Origin of the sequence: Pseudomonas oryzihabitans, from assembly GCF_014522265.1 — a bacterium.
Taxonomy (GTDB): Bacteria; Pseudomonadota; Gammaproteobacteria; order Pseudomonadales; family Pseudomonadaceae; genus Chryseomonas; species Chryseomonas aestiva.
Genome location: NZ_CP017024.1, coordinates 3,123,025 through 3,140,849, shown reverse-complemented (window position 1 = coordinate 3,140,849; position 17,825 = coordinate 3,123,025). Strand labels below are relative to the sequence as shown.

The window sequence follows — 17,825 nt, the reverse complement described above, 5'->3', positions numbered from 1 at the left end:
AGAGGCCAGCGTCACTCGCACGATCCAGCAGCCCGGCATTCGCCGGGCTGTTCTTTTCCGACCCTTAGTCGGTGCCACCCGCGTCCCTGTACGCCCTGCCCCACCCCGCCGTACAATGCCGGTCCCGTCTCGATGCCGACAGACCGCCTAGCCATGCGTACCAGCCAGTTCCTGCTGTCCACCCTCAAAGAAACCCCTTCCGATGCCGTGGTGATCAGCCACCAGCTGCTGCTGCGTGCCGGCATGATCCGCAAGCTGGCCTCCGGCCTCTATACCTGGCTGCCGCTGGGCCTGCGCGTGCTGCGCAAGGTGGAAGCCGTGGTGCGTGAGGAGATGAACGCCACCGGCGCCCTGGAGGTGCTGATGCCGGCGATCCAGCCCGCCGAGCTGTGGCAGGAATCCGGTCGCTGGGAGCAGTACGGCCCCGAGCTGCTGCGCCTGAAGGATCGTCATCAGCGCGATTTCTGCGTGGGCCCGACCCACGAGGAAGTCATCACCGATCTGATGCGCAACGAGTTGAACAGCTACAAGCAGCTGCCGATCAATCTGTACCAGATCCAGACCAAGTTCCGTGACGAGATCCGCCCGCGCTTCGGCCTGATGCGCGGCCGCGAATTCGTGATGAAGGACGCCTACTCCTTCCACCTGAACCAGGCGTCGCTGCAGCAAACCTACGACGCCATGTACCAGGCGTACTGCAACGTCTTCAGCCGCCTGGGCCTGAACTTCCGTCCGGTGCAGGCCGACAACGGCTCCATCGGTGGCAGCGGTTCCCACGAATTCCATGTGCTGGCCGGCTCCGGTGAAGACGACATCGCCTTCAGCGACAGCTCCGACTACGCCGCCAACATCGAGAAGGCCGAGGCCCTGCCGCGGGAAACCGCGCGCGGTGCCGCCAGCGAAGAGTTGCGTCTGGTCGATACCCCCGACACCAAGACCATCGCCGATCTGGTGGAGAAATTCGGTCTGGCCATCGAGAAGACCGTGAAGACCCTGGTTGTACGCGGGGCCGAGGAAGGCAAGCTGGTCGCCCTGGTGGTGCGTGGCGATCACGAACTGAACGAGATCAAGGCGGCCAACCTGCCGGAAGTCGCCAGCCCCCTGGTGTTCGCCACCGAGCCCGAGATCCGCGCGGCCATCGGTGCCAGCCCTGGCTCCCTGGGCCCGATGAATCTGTCGATTCCCTGCATCGTTGATCGCTCGGTCGCCCTGATGAGCGACTTCGGCATCGGCGCCAACCAGGAAGACAAGCACTACTTCGGCGTCAACTGGGAGCGCGATCTGCCGCTGCCCCAGGTCGCCGACCTGCGCAATGTGGTGGCGGGCGATCCGAGCCCGGATGGCCAGGGTACCCTGGTGATCAAGCGCGGCATCGAAGTGGGCCATATCTTCCAGCTGGGCACCAAGTACAGCGAGGCCATGAAGCTGTCGGTCCTGGGCGAGGAAGGCAAGCCTACCCTGCTCACCATGGGTTGCTACGGCATCGGCGTGTCCCGCGTGGTCGCCGCCGCCATCGAGCAGAACCACGACGAGCGTGGCATCCGCTGGCCGGCTGCCCTGGCACCGTTCAACGTCGCCCTGGTGCCGATGAAGTACGAGAACGCCGCGGTGAAGGACGCGACCGATCGCCTCTATGCCGAACTGAAGGCCGCCGGCTTCGATGTGCTGCTGGACGACCGTGACAAGAAGACCAGCCCCGGTGTGAAGTTCGCCGACATGGAGCTGATCGGCATCCCCCACCGCCTGGTGGTCGGTGAGCGCGGCCTCAATGAAGGTCTGGTCGAATACAAGGGCCGTACCGACAGCGACAGCCAGAACATCGCCCTGGCCGAGATCGTCGACTTCCTCAAGGCCCGCTGAGGACTACCGCTTCAGGTCAGGCGTCCGTGCGCCTGACCTGGAAGTCGGTGAAGCCTTCACAGGCCACCTCCTCCAGCACCACCCCGGTCACCCGGGCCGCTGCCGGCCCCTGCCAGAGCCAGCGTTCCAGCTGGGCAAGTGCCTCGACCGAACCCTCCAGGTGGCACTCCACCCGGCCATCCGCCAGATTTCGCACCCAGCCGGTGATGCCCAGGCGCTGCGCTTCCTGCCGCGTGCTCTCGCGGTAGTAGACGCCCTGTACGCGGCCACTGATCAGGCCGTGACGCGCCGCTCTATCCATCATCGCGGGGCGCTCCTTTCTTCCAGCGCCGGCGCGACCTTGAGCCAGTGGGCCACGCTCCCGGCCAGCAGTTCATGACGCTGTGCCTGCAGCCGCGCGAAGGCGTCCCGTAGCTGCGGATACCAGTCACCGGGAAAACGTTCGGCGGGCGGCCAGCAGTCCGGTGCGGGAGGCGCCCAGGGCGCGCGATCCAGCAGGTCCAGTAGCGCATAGCCATGCAGATCGCGGCAGAGCACCCAGTGGCCGCTGTCGTTCTGGCACACCAGGCGTTCCTGTTGCAGGAAGGCCAGCACCGCGTGCCATTCATGCTCCGGCAGCTTCCAGCCGGCCTGGTGCAGCCGTCCCAGGTGCAGGCTGGAGCCGCTCTGCTGGCGCTCCAGAAAGGCCCGCAGCACCGCGAGCAGGATGAAGAAGGCCGGCAAGGGCGCGCGGCGCCAGTGATGGGTGGTGGACAGGCTGCAGACCACCTCCGCGCCCAGCAGCACGATCAGCCAGCAGACATAGATCCAGACCAGGAACAGCGGCACCGTGGCGAAGGCGCCATAGATCAGCTGGTAGCCGGGAAAGTAGAAGACATAGAGACCGAACAGACTCTTGGCCGCCTCGAACAGCACCCCGGTCAGGGCCCCGCCGATCAGCGCGTGGCGCAGCGGGACCCGGGTGTTGGGCACGGCCGCGTACATCAGGGTGAAGGCGGCGATGCTGAACAGCAGCGGCGTGACCTTTAGCAGCGCCTGGGCGCCGGACATGCCGTAGGAGCCGAACACCAGAGCCACCGAGGCCAGGTAAGTGCTCATGGCGAAGCCGGCGCCCAGCAGCAGGGGCCCCAGGCTGAGCACGGCCCAGTAGAGCAGGAAGCTGGAGACCCCGCGCCGCGGAATACGCACGCGCCAGATGTCGTTGAAGGTCTTTTCCACCGTCACCAGCATGAAGAAAGACGTCACCGCCAAGAGGGCCACGCCCAGCCAGGTCAGGTGCCGGGCCTGCTCGATGAAGTTGCGCAGGTATTCCTCCAGGGTCGCCCCGGTGGAGGGCACGAAATTGCGGAAGATGAAGGCCTGGATCTGCACTTCGGTGCCCTGGAAGGCGGGTATCGCCGAGAGCATGGCGAAGGTCACGGTCATCACCGGAACCACGGCGAACAGCGTGGTGTAGGTCAGGGCCGCGGCGTTGTTGGGCGCGCGATCCTCGATGAAGCGGTCGGCGAGGTAGCGAACGAAGGACAGCAGTTCACGCAAGCGGGCCGGCATTGGCGGTTCCTCGAAAGGCACGGTCAAGGGCTGGCGCGGCAGTCCTCGCCAACCCGCTACAATGGGCATCTTACCTTCTATGGATCAGCCCATGAGTGAAATCGTCCTCTATCACAACCCTCGCTGCTCGAAATCGCGGGCAGCGCTTGAGCTGCTGCAAAGCCGCGAGCTAGCCGTGTCGGTGGTGCCCTACCTGGAGGCGCCGCCGGATGCCAGCGCCTTGCGCGAGCTGCTCGGCAAGCTGGGCCTGGAGGCGCGCCAGTTACTGCGTACCGGCGAGGAGGCCTATCGCGAATTGAACCTGGCCGATCCGGCGCTGGACGAAGAAGCCCTGATCGCGGCCATGGCCGCCCATCCCAAGCTGATCGAAAGACCCATCGCCGTGTGCGGCGAACGCGCCGTCGTCGGTCGTCCCCCGAGCGTGTCCTGGAGATCCTGCAATGACCCCCGAAGCCTACGTCCTGGTGCTCTACTACAGCCGCCATGGCGCCACCGCCGAGATGGCTCGCCAGGTTGCACGCGGGGTCGAGATGGCCGGCATGGCCGCGCGCCTGCGTACCGTGCCGGCGGTGTCCGCCGAGTGCGCTGCTGTTGCCCCGGCAGTGCCCGAGCAGGGTGCGGTCTATGCCACCCTCGATGATCTGCGCGACTGCGCGGCACTCGCCCTGGGCAGCCCGACGCGCTACGGCAACATGGCCGCCGCCATGAAGTATTTTCTCGACGGCACCAACAGCCTCTGGCTGACCGGTGCCCTGGTGGACAAGCCCGCCGGCGTCTTCACCTCCACCGCCAGCCTGCACGGTGGTCAGGAGAGCACGCTGCTGTCCATGGCCCTGCCGCTGCTGCATCACGGCATGCTTATCACCGGCCTGCCCTACAGCGAGAGCGCCCTGCTGGAAACCAGGGGGGGCGGTACGCCCTATGGCCCGAGTCATTTCGCCGGGGCGGATGGCAAGCGCGCACTGGACGAACAGGAGACGGCGCTGTGCCGGGCCCTGGGCAAGCGCCTGGCGACCCTGGCGGGTCGCTTGCAGAAGAAGTAGGAGCCGGCGCGGCTACCAGCCCATGATTTCCTTGACGAAGGGAATGGTGAGCTTGCGTCGCGCCTGCAGTGACGCCTGATCCAGACGTTCGAGCATGTCGAACAGGGCGTCCATGCTGCGGGTATTGCGTGAGAGGATGAAGCGGCCGACCTCGTCGGTCAGGTGCAGGCCACGGCGGGAAGCCCGCAGCTGCAGGGCGCGCAGCTTGTCTTCGTCGGACAGCGGGCGCAACTGGAAGACCAGCGCCAGGGTCAGCCGCGACTTGAGATCGGCCAGCTGCACCGGCAATTGCCGCGGCGCCGCGGTGCTGGAGATCAGCAGCCGCTTGCCGGCATCACGCAGACGATTGAACAGGTGGAAGAGCGCCTCTTCCCAGCGTCGCTGGCCGGCCAGGGCGTCGAGATCGTCGAGGCAGACCAGCTCGCACTGCTCGAGGTTGTCGAACAGCTCGACGCCGTAGTCGGCCAGTTCGCCCATGGGCAGGTAGATGGCGCGCTCGCCCAGTTCCTCCAGGCGGTGACAGGCGGCCTGCATCAGATGGCTGCGACCGGCGCCCGCGCCGCCCCAGAGATAGATCAGACTTTCCGTCCAGCCGGCGTCCGCATCACAGAGACGCTCGACATAGCCGAGCGCCGCGGCATTGGCGCCAGGGTAGTAATTGACGAAGGTGGCGTCGTCACGCAGACGAATGCCCAGGGGCAGCTGTAAAGGCATCATGCCAGCTCGAACGGCTCTTGGCAGTTTCGCGAGGGCGCCAAGTCTAACCAAATCCCGGGTCCCTCGCAGCAGCCGCTTCAGTCTTGGGTGTCGGCCCTCATGGCCAGCGGAAATACAGGGTGGTACGCGCCGGCTGAGCGGATGGGGCCGGCTGGGCCGCAGGCGCGTTCGGCGTGGCCGTGGCGTCGACGGGCGTGCCCGGGGTCGCAGCTGGCGGAGTGGCAGGCGCAGCATTGGCGGCCGGCGCCGAGGCGGGCTGCAGCCCGGCAAGACCGAGTTGCGCCTGCAACTGGTCCGGATTGGCAGTGAGGTCGTAGGTCAGCTGAGTCCCCTCGACCTTGACCAGGCGGCTCGACAGGGGCTCCAGGACTTTCTGCAGCTGGGCATAACGCTCGAAGTTGGAATTGTCGGCCACCAGGGTCAGCGGCTGGGTGGTGCCCGGGCGGGAGACGAATTTCTTCGACAGGCGCGCGGCCACGTCCTGCAATACCGCAGCCGCCAGGGCGTCCTGATCGGCCGCCTGGCTGCTGCCCTGCTCCGCGGCGCCGTTGTTCCACAGGCGCCACTGGGCCTGCCAGCCATTGCCCTGGGGCTTGGCGTGCACCGCCAGCAGGGCATTGGCGCCATAGCGCTCGGAGGCCTGGCGCAGGGCGGTCGGGTCGCTGGCGTCGATGTTGGCGGCGGTGCCGGCCAGTTGCTCGTTGAGATCGGCCAGCGGCAGGCGGATCGGCAGGCCGGCGCGCTGGGCGCCACGCTGGACGCCGGTGCTGGCGGGCTGGCCATCACCCACCAGGGTCGCCCCGCTGTCGGCGTCGTTGAGCCACCAGATCATCACCACCGGACGATTGGCGCCCCATACCGAGAGCCCCGCCTGGCCCAGGGCACGCTCGGTAGCGGCCGGGTCGAAGTTGGCCACCAGCACCTCCGGCGGGCCGGCGTCATAGCTGTACTGGCTGATCAGGGATTCGGGCACCGCCAGGGCACTGGCAAGACCCGGGGTCTGGCCGGCCTGGGGATTGCCGGTCAGGCGTCCGGCCAGCACCTGCAGGGCGCGCTTGAGGGCGGCATTGCGCTCGTCCGGTTGTTGCGAGGTCACCGGCTCGCGGACCTGGTAGAGGTTGTCCACCACCTCGGCGCGGGCGAGCGGACTCAGGACCAGCAGCGAAGCGAGCAACGGAAGGACGAGACGGCGCATGGCGATTCCATAGAAAGGGCAAGGGGCATACCTTAAAAGCCGCCCGATCCGCGAGCAAGGGCACTGGGTCGCGGGCTGCGCAGAAGGTAGCGACGGAGACTGCCCGCCCGGCGAACGGATGGGCGACCAGGCTCAGACCACGGCAGGCTGGCCGGGTGCCATCGCCGCGCGGACCGGAGGCCGCGGCCGGCCGCGTGCTTTGGCACGGCTTCTGGTAAAATCGCCCGCCTCATTGCCGGCTGGCGCCAGCCGGCTCGTTTCGCCATTAGCCAAAGGCCAGGATTCATGAGCAAACAACCCCAGCTGAGCTACAAGGACGCCGGTGTAGACATCGACGCCGGTGAGGCTCTGGTAGAACGCATCAAGGGCGTCGCCAAGCGCACCGCCCGCCCGGAAGTCATGGGCGGCCTGGGGGGCTTCGGTGCCCTGTGCGAGATCCCGGCAGGCTATCGCCAGCCGGTACTGGTCTCCGGCACCGACGGCGTCGGTACCAAGCTGCGCCTGGCCATGAACCTGGCCAAGCACGACAGCATCGGCATCGACCTGGTCGCCATGTGCGTCAACGACCTGGTGGTCTGCGGTGCCGAGCCGCTGTTCTTCCTCGACTACTACGCCACCGGCAAGCTCAATGTCGACGTCGCTGCCCAGGTGGTGACCGGCATCGGTACCGGTTGCGAACAGGCCGGCTGCTCCCTGGTGGGTGGCGAGACCGCCGAGATGCCCGGCATGTACGAAGGCGAAGACTACGACCTGGCCGGCTTCTGCGTCGGCGTGGTGGAAAAGTCCGAGATCATCGACGGTTCCAAGGTGGCCACCGGCGACGCCCTGATCGCCCTGCCCTCCTCCGGCCCGCACTCCAACGGCTATTCGCTGATCCGCAAGATCATCGAGGTGGCCGGCGCCGACATCGAGAACATCCAGCTCGACGGCCAGCCGCTGACCGAACTGCTGATGGCGCCCACCCGCATCTATGTGAAGCCGCTGCTCAAGCTGATCAAGGACACCGGCGCGATCAAGGCCATGGCCCACATCACCGGTGGCGGTCTGCTCGACAACATCCCGCGCGTGCTGCCCGAGGGTGCCCAGGCGGTGCTCGACGTGGCCAGCTGGCAGCGTCCGGCGGTATTCGACTGGCTGCAGCAGCAGGGCAACGTCGACGAGACCGAGATGCACCGCGTGCTGAACTGCGGCGTGGGCATGGTCATCTGCGTGGCCCAGGATCAGGTCGAAGGCGCCCTGCAGGTGCTGCGTACCGAGGGCGAGCAGCCCTGGGTCATCGGCCGTATCGAACAGGCCGCCGAGGGCGCCGACCAGGTCGTGCTGAACAATCTGAAACAGCACGGATGAGCCCTGCCGACTGCGCCGTGGTGGTGCTCATCTCCGGCCACGGCAGCAACCTGCAAGCCCTGCTCGACGCCGCGACGCCGCCCGTGCGGATCGCGGCGGTGATCGCCAACCGCGCCGAGGCCTATGGCCTGGAGCGGGCCCGCCAGGCCGGGATTGCCACCCGGGTGATCGATCACCGCGAACACGGCGATCGCGACAGCTTCGATGCGGCCCTGGCGGCCGCCATCGACGCCCAGGGCGCCGATCTGGTGGTCCTGGCCGGCTTCATGCGCATCCTCACGCCCGCCTTCGTGCGGCGCTACCAGGGTCGCCTGCTCAATATCCATCCCTCGCTGCTGCCCCTGTACAAGGGCCTGCACACCCACCAGCGCGCCCTCGATGCCGGCGATGCCTGGCACGGCTGCAGCGTGCACTTCGTCACCGAAGAACTGGATGGCGGTCCGGTCGTCCTGCAGTCGCGGGTGCCGGTACGGGCCGAAGATACGGCGGAGAGCCTCGCGACACGGGTACACGCCGCCGAGCACCTCCTTTATCCTGTGGCCGTGCGGTTGTTCGCCGAAGGTCGTCTGCGGCTGGGTACCCTGGGTGCCGAGCTCGATGGCGAGGCACTGCCGCCTACCGGGGCCACATTGCCGTCGCTGACGGCCGCGGCCTCCCTTTCCTGATCCAAGGAGAAACTGATGCGACGTCTGTTGTTCCTATTGGCCACCCTCTGCAGTGCCTCGGCCTTCGCCTTCGACCTGCAGCCGTTCACGGCCAGCTACACCGCCGACTGGAAGCAGATGCCGGTCAGCGGCTCGGCCGAACGCTCGCTGGAGAAAGAAGCCGATGGTCGCTGGGAGCTGAAGTTCGAAGCCTCCATGCTGGTAGCCGGCCTCAACGAGTCCAGCACCTTCCGCCACGAAGGCGAAGCCTTCCTGCCGGACACCTACCAGTACAAGCGCAGCGGGCTGGGCAAGAGCCGCGAGAGCGAGCTGACCTTCGACTGGGCCGCCAAGAAGGTCACCGGTAAGGACAAGGACGATCCGGTCAGCCTGCCCCTGGATCGCGGTCTGCTGGACAAGTCGACCTATCAGCTCAAGCTGCAGCAGGACGTGGCCGACGGCAAGAAGAGCATGAGCTACCAGATCGTCGACGGCGACAGCATCGACACCTACGACTTCCGGGTCATCGGTCCGGAGCGCATCCGCACCCCGCTGGGCCTGTTCGATGCCATCAAGGTGGAGCGCGTGCGTGATCCCACCAAGAGCAGCCGCAAGACCGAACTGTGGTTCGCCAAGGACTGGGACTATCTGCTGGTGCGTCTCTACCAGCAGGAGAGCGACGGCAAGGAATACCAGACCAGCCTCAAGGAAGGCTCGGTCAACGGGCGCACGGTGAAAGGCGCCAACTGATCAGGTCTGCAGGCAAAACGCCCTCTTCGGAGGGCGTTTTCCTTTATCCACCAAGCAGGCGTGGTTGCTGTCTCAGCAGGAAGGCGGTGCGCATCCAGCAGCCCTCTTCTGGCGTTTTACAGAGGTGCCTATCGCGGCCATGGGCCGCTCCTACACACGTGCTGATCCTGCAGGAGCGGCCCAAGGCGATGATGCCGCCGCCGGACGACAACCGCAGGCGCGACAGATTGTCGCAGAAGTTGTAACGACTTGTTGCCGAGATACGCCTTGGTCCTGAAGCGAAACGCTCTAGTATGGGTTTTCAAGCCCTGCCGTAGTGCGGGCTCGACCAAGGAGATACAGCATGACCATTACCGTAACCGAACGTGACGAAGACCATATGTCCCGCGAAGCCCGTGGCCTGGGCATGCATCTGTGGGACGTGAAACAGGAAGGGGAATTGGTCGGCGTCTACCAGAGCGAAGCCGATGCCCTGGAGTACAAGGAGCAGATCGAACACGAAAGCGCGTCGCACGCCCAGTGAGTCGAAAGACCTTTTTACCGACTGCCTGAAAAAGGCCCGTCTCTTGGAGGCGGGCCTTTTTCGTTTCAGGGCGGAGCGAGGGGCTGCGGTAGGATGGATTGAGCGTAGCCAAGCCCAACATCACCTGGCCCAACGGTGTGCTCGGCATCCCTAACCCCAGCCCTCTCCCAGGGGGAGAGGGGGTGGTCTGGCATAGGTCAGTGTCCCGTAGGTTGGGCTGAGACGGCTTTATCGTCGAACCCCAACATGGCCCCAACCTCGCCCTTAGTGCAGCAGCTCGTCGGCGAAGACCTTGTCCAGGGTGATGGGCAGATCCCGGACCCGCTTGCCGGTGGCGTGGAAGATGGCGTTGGCGATGGCTGCCGCCACCCCGACGATACCGATCTCGCCAATGCCCTTGGCGCCCAGCGGATTGACGATCTCGTCGTGCTCCTCGACGAAGATCACCTCCAGCTGCTGGATATCGGCCTGCACCGGGAAGTGGTATTCGGCGAGGCTGTGGTTCATCCAGCGACCTTCGTGGGTGTCCATCATCCCCTCTTCCTGCAGGCCCATGCCGATGCCCCAGACGATCCCACCGGCTACCTGGTTCTCGCCGGTCTTGAGATTGAGGATGCGGCCGGCGGCCACCGCGGTGACCACGCGACTGATCTGGACGCTGCCGAAGTCTTCGTCGACCTTGACCTCGACGAACACCGCCGAGTGGGTACCGGTGGTGTAGTTGTCGCGCTCTTCCGCCGGCTCGGCGCTGGCCAGGGTTTCCATGGACGGCGAACCCGAAGCCTTGAGGATGGCGGTGAAGTCGACGCGCTGGGCCGGATCGGTCTTGAGACTGATGCCGCCATCGGCGAACACCACCTGCTCCAGTTCGGCCTCGGCCAGCGGGGAGTCGTCCATCTCCTTTGCCGTATCCAGCAGTTGCTGACGCAGCTGGTCGCAGGCCAGTTTCACGGCGGTGCCCACCGAAGACACGGTAAAGGAACCGCCTTCGAGGGGTGCCTTGGGCAGAGTGGAATCACCGAGCTTGAAGGTCACCTTGTCCAGCGGCAGACCGAGGTTCTCGGCGGCGATCTGGGTCATCACCGTATAGGTGCCGGTGCCAATGTCGGCCGTGGCACTGGCCACCACCAGGCTGCCGTCGATGTTCATCACCGCCTTGGCGGTGGCAGGTTGTTGCATGGCTTCCCAGACCCCGGTGGCCATGCCCCAGCCCACCAGCTGGTTGCCGTCGCGCATGGAACGCGGCGCCATGCTGCGCTGTTCCCAGCCGAAACGCTCGGCCGCCTGGCGATAGCATTCCAGCAGTTCCTTGCTGGAATAGGGCTTGCCCTTGGCCGGATCCGTGTCGGTGAAGTTGCGGATGCGCAATTCCAGCGGATCGATGTCGGCGGCATAGGCCAGTTCGTCCATGGCGCTTTCCAGCGCATAGACACCCAGCACCGCGCCGGGAGCGCGCATGTCCAGCGGGGTGTAGACGTCCAGCGCGGCCAGTTGATAGGCCAGCTTGACGTTGGGACAGGCATAGAGCGACGCCGACCAGACCAGCACCATTTCGGTGAAGTCTTCGAAGCGCGAGGTGATGCCGAGGGCGCTGTGGTCGATGGCCTGCAGCTTGCCGTCGCTGTCGCAGGCCAGCTTGATCTGCTGATAGGTCTCGGGACGATAGCCGAAGGTAAACATCTGCTGGCGGGTCAGGGTCACCCGCACCGAGCGCTTGAGCTGCAGCGCGGCCATGGTCGCCAGCACCAGCTGGTATTGCGGACGCAGACCGGAACCGAAGGCGCCACCGACGAAGGGCGAGATGACCTTCACGTCGCCCTCGCCCAGGCCGAAGATGCTGCTGACGAACTGGGCGCTGTTCTGCACACCCTGGGTCTTGTCGTGCACCGTCAACTTGCCGTCCTTGTGGTAGATGACGGTGGAGGCATGCATCTCCATGGGGTTATGGAATTCCGCCGCGGAGTGGTATTCGGCTTCGATGCGGGTAGGCGCCGCGGCCCAGGCTGCCGGGGCGTTACCCCGATTCTCCGGCAACTCCATGGGTGCTTCGTGGGCCTGGTCGCGAGCCTGGGCCAGGTCGGTGGCGTGCTCCTCTTCGCTGTATTGGGCACGGATCAGCGCGGCAGCGTGGCGCGCGGCCTCGAAGGTCTCGGCCACTACCAGGGCGATGGGCTGGCCACTGTAGAGGATGCGGTCGTTGTACAACGGCCGAAAGGGCTTGCCGTCAGCCGCATCCATGTCGGTATAGCTCTCGTCGTAGCTGGCCATCTTGGGTCGATTGAGGTGGCTGAGCACCTCGATGACACCGGGCTGGGCCAGGGCTTCGCTGACGTCCAGGCCGAGCAGGCGACCCTTGGTGATGGTGGCGTTGACCACGAAACCAAAGGCCAGATCCGGCACGCTGAATTCGCCGGCATACAGTGCCTGGCCGGTGACCTTGAGCGGACCATCGACGCGGGGAACGGCTTTTTGCAGATGGACGACGGTCATTGCAGGGTACCTCCGGCGGCTTCGGTAAGGGCACGCACGATGGCGCGCCGTGCCAGTTCGATCTTGAAGCTGTTATGGGCGAAGCCCTGGGCGCCTTGCAGCAGACGATCGGCCAGCTGGCCGAAGGCCGCCTTGTCCGCCACCTGGCCGATCAATGCCTGTTCGGCCTCCGGCAGCCGCCACGGCTTGTGGGCCACGCCGCCCAGGGCGACACGGACCTGCTTGATGCGCTCGCCATCCAGCTCCAGGGCTGCCGCGACCGAGACCAGGGCGAAGGCATAGGAGGCGCGGTCGCGGATCTTCAGGTAGGCGCTGTGGGCGGCCAGGCTCTCGGCGGGCAGAGTCACGGCGGTGATGAGTTCGTCGGCGGCGAGGTGGGTGTCTCGCTCGGGAGTGTCGCCGGGCAGGCGGTGGAAATCGGCGAAGTCGATGACCCGCTCGCCGTTCGGACCGCTCACCTCGACCCGGGCTTCCAGGGCAGCCAGGGCCACGCACATGTCCGAGGGATGGGTGGCGATGCACTGCTCGCTGTGGCCGAGGATGGCGTGGATGCGATTCTGCCCTTCACGAGCGCCGCAGCCGGAGCCGGGTTCGCGCTTGTTGCAGGGGGTGCCCACGTCATAGAAGTAATAGCAGCGGGTGCGCTGCAGCAGGTTGCCGCCGGTGGAGGCCATGTTGCGCAATTGCGGGGAAGCGCCGGCGAGGATGGCCTTGGCCAGCAGCGGATAGCGACGCTGCACCTCGGGGTGGTAGGCCACCTCGGCGTTCTTGACCAGGGCACCGATGCGCAGACCGCCTTCGGCGGTGGTCTCGACCTCGCGCAGGGGCAGACCGTTGACGTCGATCAGTTGCTCGGGGCGCTCGACGTTTTCCTTCATCAGGTCCAGCAGATTGGTGCCGCCGGCGATGAAGTGGGTCTGGGGGCCATGCTGGCGAATGGCATCGGGCACGGCGTTGGGCTTGGCATAACCGAAGCGGTTCATTCGCGGCCCTCCCCTTGCTGGCAATCCGGACGCGCCCGCTCGATGGCGGCACGGATGTTCCGATAGGCCCCGCAGCGGCAGAGGTTGCCGCTCATCTGCTCGGCCACCTCGGCCTCGCTGTGGGCGTGGCCTTCCTTGAGCATGCCGATCGCCGAGCAGATCTGCCCAGGGGTGCAATAGCCGCACTGGAAGGCATCTTCGGCAACGAAGGCGGCCTGCATGGGGTGCAGCTGGTCGCCCTGGGCCAGGCCCTCGACGGTGGTGACCTCGGCGCCGTCCTGCATGACCGCCAGGGCCAGACAGCTGTTGATGCGGGTGCCATTGACCAGCACGGTGCAGGCGCCGCACTGACCATGATCGCAACCCTTCTTGGTGCCGGTCAGGTCGAGGTGGTCGCGCAGCAGATCAAGCAAGGTAGTCCAGGGCTCCACGGCCAATTGCAGCTGCTTGCCATTGAGGGTCAGGGCGATGGTATGGGACTCGGGTTCGGCCAGGGGCTGAACCTGGCGCGCGGGGGTGGCGTTCATGGCGGACCTCACGGTTAAAGCCGCGGGGTGCAGATTGCCCCCGTGGTCGGAATAGGCGGTGGCAGCGAAGGGCCACCTCAGGTAAGGGACTGTCCCCGACCGGAACCGGTTCAGCACCCCTGCCCAGCGGTATTCAACGTAACGTTGAAAGCCGCTCAGCGAAACGGTGAGATTCCCGATCCAGAGCCTTTCCTCGGCGTCAGGACATATTCGGTATGGCGCCTGTTCATGCCAGCAGCCCAGTGGCCTGAACCCCACTGCCACCGGGGTAGTCATCAGAACTCCCGTGATGTGCCCTAACGATGAGAATCCGACCATGGCTTCCGACTCCGATGCACGCTGGCGCCTGTCGCGGCGGCAGTTTCTCGGCACCTCCGCGGTGCTGGTGGCGACCAGCGCCATTCCCGGCTACACCTTCGCCCAGGCCAGTGGTGGCGCACCCCTGACGCCCCAGGCCATCGCCGCGCGGCTGCCGCAACTGCTGCCGCTGACCCTGCAGATCAATGGCGAGGTGCGCAGGCTCAAGGTCGACAGCCGTACCACCCTCCTCGATGCCCTGCGCGAGGACCTGCACCTCACGGGCACCAAGAAGGGCTGCGACCATGGCCAGTGCGGCGCCTGCACGGTGCTGGTGAACGGCCAGCGCATCAATAGCTGCCTGAGCCTGGCGGCCATGCACGAAGGCGACACCATCACCACCATCGAAGGCCTGGGCAACGCCGAGCGCCTGCATCCCATGCAGGCGGCCTTCCTGGCCAAGGACGGCTTCCAGTGCGGCTATTGCACCCCGGGGCAGATCTGCTCGGCGGTCGCCCTGCTGGACGAGGTCAAGGCCGGCATGCCCAGCCACGTCTCGACGCGCCTCGACGAGCCGATGCGGCTGAGCGAAGAAGAAATCCGCGAGCGCATGAGCGGCAACCTCTGCCGCTGCAGTGCCTATCCCAACATCGTTGCGGCCATCCAGATGGCGGGGGGCCAGGCATGAGGGTCTTCGACTATCAACGCGTGCAGACCGAAGCCGATGCCAGCCGCCAGGGCGCCCAGGCCGGCAGCCGCTTCATCGCCGGGGGCACCAATCTGCTGGACCTGATGAAGCTGGAGATCGAAACACCCAGCCAGGTGCTGGACATCAATCGCCTGCAGCTGGACCAGATCAGCGCCACCCAGGAGGGTGGCCTGCGCATCGGTACTCTGGTGCGCAATTCCACCCTGGCCGCCGACCCCCGGGTACGGGAGCGCTATCCGGTGCTCTCCCGTGCGCTGCTGGCCGGCGCCTCGGCGCAATTGCGCAACAAGGCCACCACCGGCGGCAACCTCCTGCAGCGCACCCGTTGCTCCTACTTCTACAACACCGCCATGCCCTGCAACAAACGCCAACCCGGCAGCGGTTGTGCGGCCCTGGGCGGCTTCAATCGGATGAACGCGGTGATCGGCGCCAGCGACCAGTGCATCGCCGTGCATCCCTCCGACATGGCGGTGGCCATGCGGGTGCTGGACGCCACCGTGGAAACCCGGGAAGCCACTGGCCGCACCCGGCGCATTCCTATCGCCGACTTCCATCGCCTGCCTGGTGACACCCCGCAGATCGAGACGGTGCTGCAACCCGGCGAACTCATCACCGCCGTGACCCTGCCGCCGCCACCGCCCGGCATCCAGGTCTATCGCAAGGTGCGCGATCGCGCTTCCTATGCCTTTGCCCTGGTGTCCATGGCGGCCATCGTCGAGCTGGACGGCACGCGTATTCGCAGCGGTCGCGCGGCGTTCGGCGGCCTGGCGCACAAGCCCTGGCGGGTGGCGGCGGCCGACCGGGCCTTTGCCGGCCAGACCCTGGACAGCGATCTGGCGGCCGTGGGTGATGCCCTGCTCGCCGGAGCCCGGGGCTATGGCCACAACGATTTCAAACTCGAGCTGACCCGTCGCATCCTGCGCGCCGGGGTGGCCGACGCTCGCCAACAGGCCTGAGGACAGCAGCATGGAAATGAATGAACCCGCTGGCCGCAACCTGATCGATGAGAATCGCGGCGGCCTGATCGGCAAGCCCATCGATCGCGTTGACGGCCTGCTCAAGGTCACCGGCCAGGCGCCCTACAGCTTCGAATTCCGCAACGATCGCGTCGCCTACGGCTTCATCGTCGGCGCCACCATCGCCAAGGGCCGCATCCGGCGCCTGGACACCTCGGCTGCGGAGAGCGCGCCCGGTGTGCTCAGCGTGCTGACCTATCGCAATGCGCCGCGCCAGGCCGCCCGCGAGCCGGACAACAGCGGCCGCTTCACCCGGCCCAAGCCCTACCTGGACAGCGACCAGGTGCGCTATTTCGGCGAACCCGTGGCCTTCGTGGTGGCCGAGACCTTCGAGGAGGCGCGCCTGGCGGCGGCCCTGGTGGAGATCGACTACGCGGCCGAGCCGGGCGTCTTCGACCTGGCCGCCAACCTCGGACAGGCGGTGAAGCCGCCGGATGCCGATCAGCCCACCGACACCGCCTCGGGCGATGTGGATGCCGCCTTTGCCCGGGCGCCCGTCAAGCTCGACGAGCGCTACACCACGCCCTACCACATCCATGCGCAGATGGAGCCCCACGCCAGTCTCGCCCAGTGGGACGGCGACCGGGTGACGATCTATTGCTCAACCCAATTCGTCGAGCAGGCGCAGAGTTGCGTGGCCAATACGCTGCAGCTGCCCAAGGACAAGGTGCGCATCGTGGCGCGTTATATCGGTGGCGGCTTCGGCGGCAAGTTGCCGATCTATGCCGATGCCCTGATCGGCGCCATGGCCGCCCGCGCCATCGGCCGGCCGGTCAAGGTCACCCTCACCCGCCAGCAGATGTTCCAGATCACCGATCACCGCTCGGCCACCGTGCAGCGCATCCGCCTGGGTACCGACCGCGATGGCCGTATCCAGGCGATGGCCCACGAGGGCTGGTCCCATTCCGCTCGTGGCCTGACCTACTACGAACCCACCGGCCTGTCCTCGCGTACCCTCTATGCCGGCGATGACCGCCTGGTAGCGCACCGCATGGTCGAGCTGGATCTGCCCGAGTCCGGCTCCTGCCGGGCGCCCGGCGAAGCCGTGGGGATGCTTGCCAGCGAAAGCGCCATGGACGAGCTGGCGGTCATGCTCGCGCTCGATCCCATCGAGCTGCGCATCCGCAACGAACCCAGCCAGGACCCGGAAAAGCACATCCCCTTCTCCTCCCGCAAGCTGGTGGAGTGCATGCAGGACGGCGCCCGCCGCTTCGGCTGGACCAAACGCAATGCCAAGCCCGGTCAGGTGCGCGACGGCGACTGGCTGATCGGCATGGGCATGGCCGCGGCCAGTCGCGCCAACATGCTCAGGCCGTCCCAGGCCGGGGTCCGCCTGGAAGCGGACGGTACGGCCACGGTGAAGACCTCGATGACCGATATCGGCACCGGGACCTACACCATCCTGGCGCAGATCGCCGGCGAGTCGCTCGGCTTGCCGGTGGAGCGGGTCAAGGTGCTGCTGGGCGACAGCGACGATCCGGCCGGGGCCGGCTCCGGCGGCTCCTTTGGCGCGGCCAGTTCCGGCTCCTCGGTCTATGTCGCCTGCGAGAACCTGCGCCTGAAGGCGGCGCAAGCGGCGGGCCTCGATCCGGCCAGCGCCCGCTTCGTCGGTGGCCGGCTGATCGCCGACAACGGCAGTCGCGACCTCGCCGAACTGGCGCGCGAGCACGATCTCCAGGCCATCGGCGAGATCACGCCGGGGCAGACGCTCAAGGACTATTCCCAGCAGGGCTACGGGGCCTTCTTCGCCGAGGTGGGGGTGCACGCCCTCACCGGCGAAATCCGCCTGCGGCGCATGCTCGGGGTGTTCGCTGCGGGGCGCATCCTCAACGAGAAGACCGCCCATTCGCAGATGCTTGGCGGGATGATCTGGGGGGTGGGCAGCGCCCTGCACGAAGATGGGGTAATCGATACCCGCCACGGCCACTTCGTCAATCATGACCTGGCCGACTACCACTACCCCTGCCATCTGGACATCCCGGCCATCGAAGCCCATTTCCTGCCGGAAGTGGATGACAAGGCCAATCCGCTGAAGATCAAGGGCGTCGGCGAACTGGGCATCTGCGGCGCCGGAGCCGCCCTCACCAACGCCGTCTACAACGCCTGCGGGGTGCGCATCCGCGACTATCCGCTGACGGTGGACAAGGTGCTGGCCGGACTCAAGACGGCCTAG

General features: G+C 66.5%; 16 protein-coding genes and 1 pseudogene. 10 read left to right on the top strand and 7 right to left on the bottom strand.

Annotation, left to right across the window (positions count from 1 at the left end; translation table 11 throughout):
- Positions 1–153: 153 nt before the first annotated feature.
- On the top strand, positions 154–1,860 hold the full coding sequence (locus tag BGI51_RS14480) for a proline--tRNA ligase (protein WP_187978770.1): 1,707 nt from the start codon (positions 154–156) through the stop codon (positions 1,858–1,860).
- 16 nt (positions 1,861–1,876) lie between these two features.
- Here BGI51_RS14480 and BGI51_RS14475 read toward each other — a convergent pair whose 3' ends face one another.
- Both BGI51_RS14475 and BGI51_RS14470 read right to left on the bottom strand, forming a co-directional pair.
- A complete protein-coding gene (locus tag BGI51_RS14475) occupies positions 1,877–2,161 on the bottom strand; it encodes an acylphosphatase (protein ID WP_423815022.1) in 285 nt (94 codons plus the stop codon).
- Positions 2,161–3,411, bottom strand: coding sequence for a YihY family inner membrane protein (locus BGI51_RS14470; RefSeq protein ID WP_187978768.1), 1,251 nt, complete (start codon positions 3,409–3,411; stop codon positions 2,161–2,163). The genes BGI51_RS14475 and BGI51_RS14470 overlap by 1 nt, the downstream gene beginning before the upstream one ends.
- 91 nt (positions 3,412–3,502) lie before the next feature.
- Here BGI51_RS14470 and arsC point away from each other — a divergent pair.
- Positions 3,503–3,855, top strand: a pseudogene (gene arsC, locus BGI51_RS14465) (arsenate reductase (glutaredoxin)).
- Positions 3,852–4,454, top strand: coding sequence for an NAD(P)H:quinone oxidoreductase (wrbA, locus tag BGI51_RS14460; protein ID WP_133859719.1), 603 nt, complete (start codon positions 3,852–3,854; stop codon positions 4,452–4,454). Before arsC ends, wrbA begins: the two are co-directional and overlap by 4 nt.
- Before the next feature lie 12 nt (positions 4,455–4,466).
- On the opposite strand, the gene hda is transcribed toward wrbA, so the two are convergent.
- On the bottom strand, positions 4,467–5,171 hold the full coding sequence (gene hda / locus BGI51_RS14455) for a DnaA regulatory inactivator Hda (protein WP_064306685.1): 705 nt from the start codon (positions 5,169–5,171) through the stop codon (positions 4,467–4,469).
- Between the two features lie 97 nt (positions 5,172–5,268).
- On the bottom strand, positions 5,269–6,366 hold the full coding sequence (locus BGI51_RS14450) for a DUF2066 domain-containing protein (RefSeq protein WP_187978767.1): 1,098 nt from the start codon (positions 6,364–6,366) through the stop codon (positions 5,269–5,271).
- 285 nt (positions 6,367–6,651) lie between these two features.
- Here BGI51_RS14450 and purM point away from each other — a divergent pair, with 285 nt between their 5' ends.
- The 4 genes from purM to BGI51_RS14430 all read left to right on the top strand — a co-directional run bounded on the left by purM (position 6,652) and on the right by BGI51_RS14430 (position 9,630).
- Positions 6,652–7,713: a phosphoribosylformylglycinamidine cyclo-ligase gene (gene purM / locus BGI51_RS14445; protein WP_187978766.1), complete on the top strand. Its 1,062-nt coding sequence runs from the start codon at positions 6,652–6,654 to the stop codon at positions 7,711–7,713.
- Positions 7,710–8,378: a phosphoribosylglycinamide formyltransferase gene (gene purN, locus BGI51_RS14440; protein ID WP_187978765.1), complete on the top strand. Its 669-nt coding sequence runs from the start codon at positions 7,710–7,712 to the stop codon at positions 8,376–8,378. Before purM ends, purN begins: the two co-directional genes overlap by 4 nt.
- 15 nt (positions 8,379–8,393) lie before the next feature.
- Positions 8,394–9,107 carry a DUF3108 domain-containing protein gene (locus tag BGI51_RS14435; protein WP_017638949.1) on the top strand — a complete coding sequence of 238 codons (714 nt, stop codon included), beginning with the start codon at positions 8,394–8,396 and terminating at the stop codon, positions 9,105–9,107.
- 343 nt (positions 9,108–9,450) lie between these two features.
- Positions 9,451–9,630, top strand: coding sequence for a hypothetical protein (locus BGI51_RS14430; protein ID WP_187978764.1), 180 nt, complete (start codon positions 9,451–9,453; stop codon positions 9,628–9,630).
- A 264-nt stretch (positions 9,631–9,894) separates the two neighbouring features.
- Here BGI51_RS14430 and BGI51_RS14425 read toward each other — a convergent pair whose 3' ends face one another.
- The 3 genes from BGI51_RS14425 to BGI51_RS14415 are packed head-to-tail and all read right to left on the bottom strand — an operon-like array spanning position 9,895 to position 13,630.
- On the bottom strand, positions 9,895–12,120 hold the full coding sequence (locus BGI51_RS14425) for a xanthine dehydrogenase family protein molybdopterin-binding subunit (protein ID WP_187978763.1): 2,226 nt from the start codon (positions 12,118–12,120) through the stop codon (positions 9,895–9,897).
- Positions 12,117–13,103: an FAD binding domain-containing protein gene (locus BGI51_RS14420; protein ID WP_187978762.1), complete on the bottom strand. Its 987-nt coding sequence runs from the start codon at positions 13,101–13,103 to the stop codon at positions 12,117–12,119. Before BGI51_RS14420 ends, BGI51_RS14425 begins: the two co-directional genes overlap by 4 nt.
- Positions 13,100–13,630, bottom strand: coding sequence for a (2Fe-2S)-binding protein (locus BGI51_RS14415; RefSeq protein WP_133859726.1), 531 nt, complete (start codon positions 13,628–13,630; stop codon positions 13,100–13,102). Before BGI51_RS14415 ends, BGI51_RS14420 begins: the two co-directional genes overlap by 4 nt.
- A gap of 316 nt (positions 13,631–13,946) precedes the next feature.
- Here BGI51_RS14415 and paoA point away from each other — a divergent pair, with 316 nt between their 5' ends.
- The 3 genes from paoA to BGI51_RS14400 are packed head-to-tail and all read left to right on the top strand — an operon-like array spanning position 13,947 to position 17,825.
- On the top strand, positions 13,947–14,615 hold the full coding sequence (paoA, locus tag BGI51_RS14410) for an aldehyde dehydrogenase iron-sulfur subunit PaoA (protein WP_187978761.1): 669 nt from the start codon (positions 13,947–13,949) through the stop codon (positions 14,613–14,615).
- Positions 14,612–15,592: an FAD binding domain-containing protein gene (locus tag BGI51_RS14405; protein WP_187978760.1), complete on the top strand. Its 981-nt coding sequence runs from the start codon at positions 14,612–14,614 to the stop codon at positions 15,590–15,592. Before paoA ends, BGI51_RS14405 begins: the two co-directional genes overlap by 4 nt.
- A gap of 10 nt (positions 15,593–15,602) precedes the next feature.
- Positions 15,603–17,825, top strand: coding sequence for a xanthine dehydrogenase family protein molybdopterin-binding subunit (locus BGI51_RS14400; RefSeq protein WP_187978759.1), 2,223 nt, complete (start codon positions 15,603–15,605; stop codon positions 17,823–17,825).

Excerpts from the sequence above, each read along its gene's own strand:
- wrbA (WP_133859719.1), top strand. The coding sequence starts at position 3,852 with ATGACCCCCGAAGCCTACGTCCTGGTGCTCTACTACAGCCGCCATGGC.
- hda (WP_064306685.1), bottom strand. The coding sequence starts at position 5,171 with ATGATGCCTTTACAGCTGCCCCTGGGCATTCGTCTGCGTGACGACGCC.
- BGI51_RS14480 (WP_187978770.1), top strand. The coding sequence starts at position 154 with ATGCGTACCAGCCAGTTCCTGCTGTCCACCCTCAAAGAAACCCCTTCC.
- paoA (WP_187978761.1), top strand. The coding sequence starts at position 13,947 with ATGGCTTCCGACTCCGATGCACGCTGGCGCCTGTCGCGGCGGCAGTTT.
- BGI51_RS14470 (WP_187978768.1), bottom strand. The coding sequence starts at position 3,411 with ATGCCGGCCCGCTTGCGTGAACTGCTGTCCTTCGTTCGCTACCTCGCC.
- BGI51_RS14475 (WP_423815022.1), bottom strand. The coding sequence starts at position 2,161 with ATGGATAGAGCGGCGCGTCACGGCCTGATCAGTGGCCGCGTACAGGGC.
- BGI51_RS14420 (WP_187978762.1), bottom strand. The coding sequence starts at position 13,103 with ATGAACCGCTTCGGTTATGCCAAGCCCAACGCCGTGCCCGATGCCATT.
- BGI51_RS14430 (WP_187978764.1), top strand. The coding sequence starts at position 9,451 with ATGACCATTACCGTAACCGAACGTGACGAAGACCATATGTCCCGCGAA.
- purN (WP_187978765.1), top strand. The coding sequence starts at position 7,710 with ATGAGCCCTGCCGACTGCGCCGTGGTGGTGCTCATCTCCGGCCACGGC.
- BGI51_RS14450 (WP_187978767.1), bottom strand. The coding sequence starts at position 6,366 with ATGCGCCGTCTCGTCCTTCCGTTGCTCGCTTCGCTGCTGGTCCTGAGT.
- BGI51_RS14405 (WP_187978760.1), top strand. The coding sequence starts at position 14,612 with ATGAGGGTCTTCGACTATCAACGCGTGCAGACCGAAGCCGATGCCAGC.
- BGI51_RS14425 (WP_187978763.1), bottom strand. The coding sequence starts at position 12,120 with ATGACCGTCGTCCATCTGCAAAAAGCCGTTCCCCGCGTCGATGGTCCG.
- BGI51_RS14435 (WP_017638949.1), top strand. The coding sequence starts at position 8,394 with ATGCGACGTCTGTTGTTCCTATTGGCCACCCTCTGCAGTGCCTCGGCC.
- BGI51_RS14400 (WP_187978759.1), top strand. The coding sequence starts at position 15,603 with ATGGAAATGAATGAACCCGCTGGCCGCAACCTGATCGATGAGAATCGC.
- BGI51_RS14415 (WP_133859726.1), bottom strand. The coding sequence starts at position 13,630 with ATGAACGCCACCCCCGCGCGCCAGGTTCAGCCCCTGGCCGAACCCGAG.
- purM (WP_187978766.1), top strand. The coding sequence starts at position 6,652 with ATGAGCAAACAACCCCAGCTGAGCTACAAGGACGCCGGTGTAGACATC.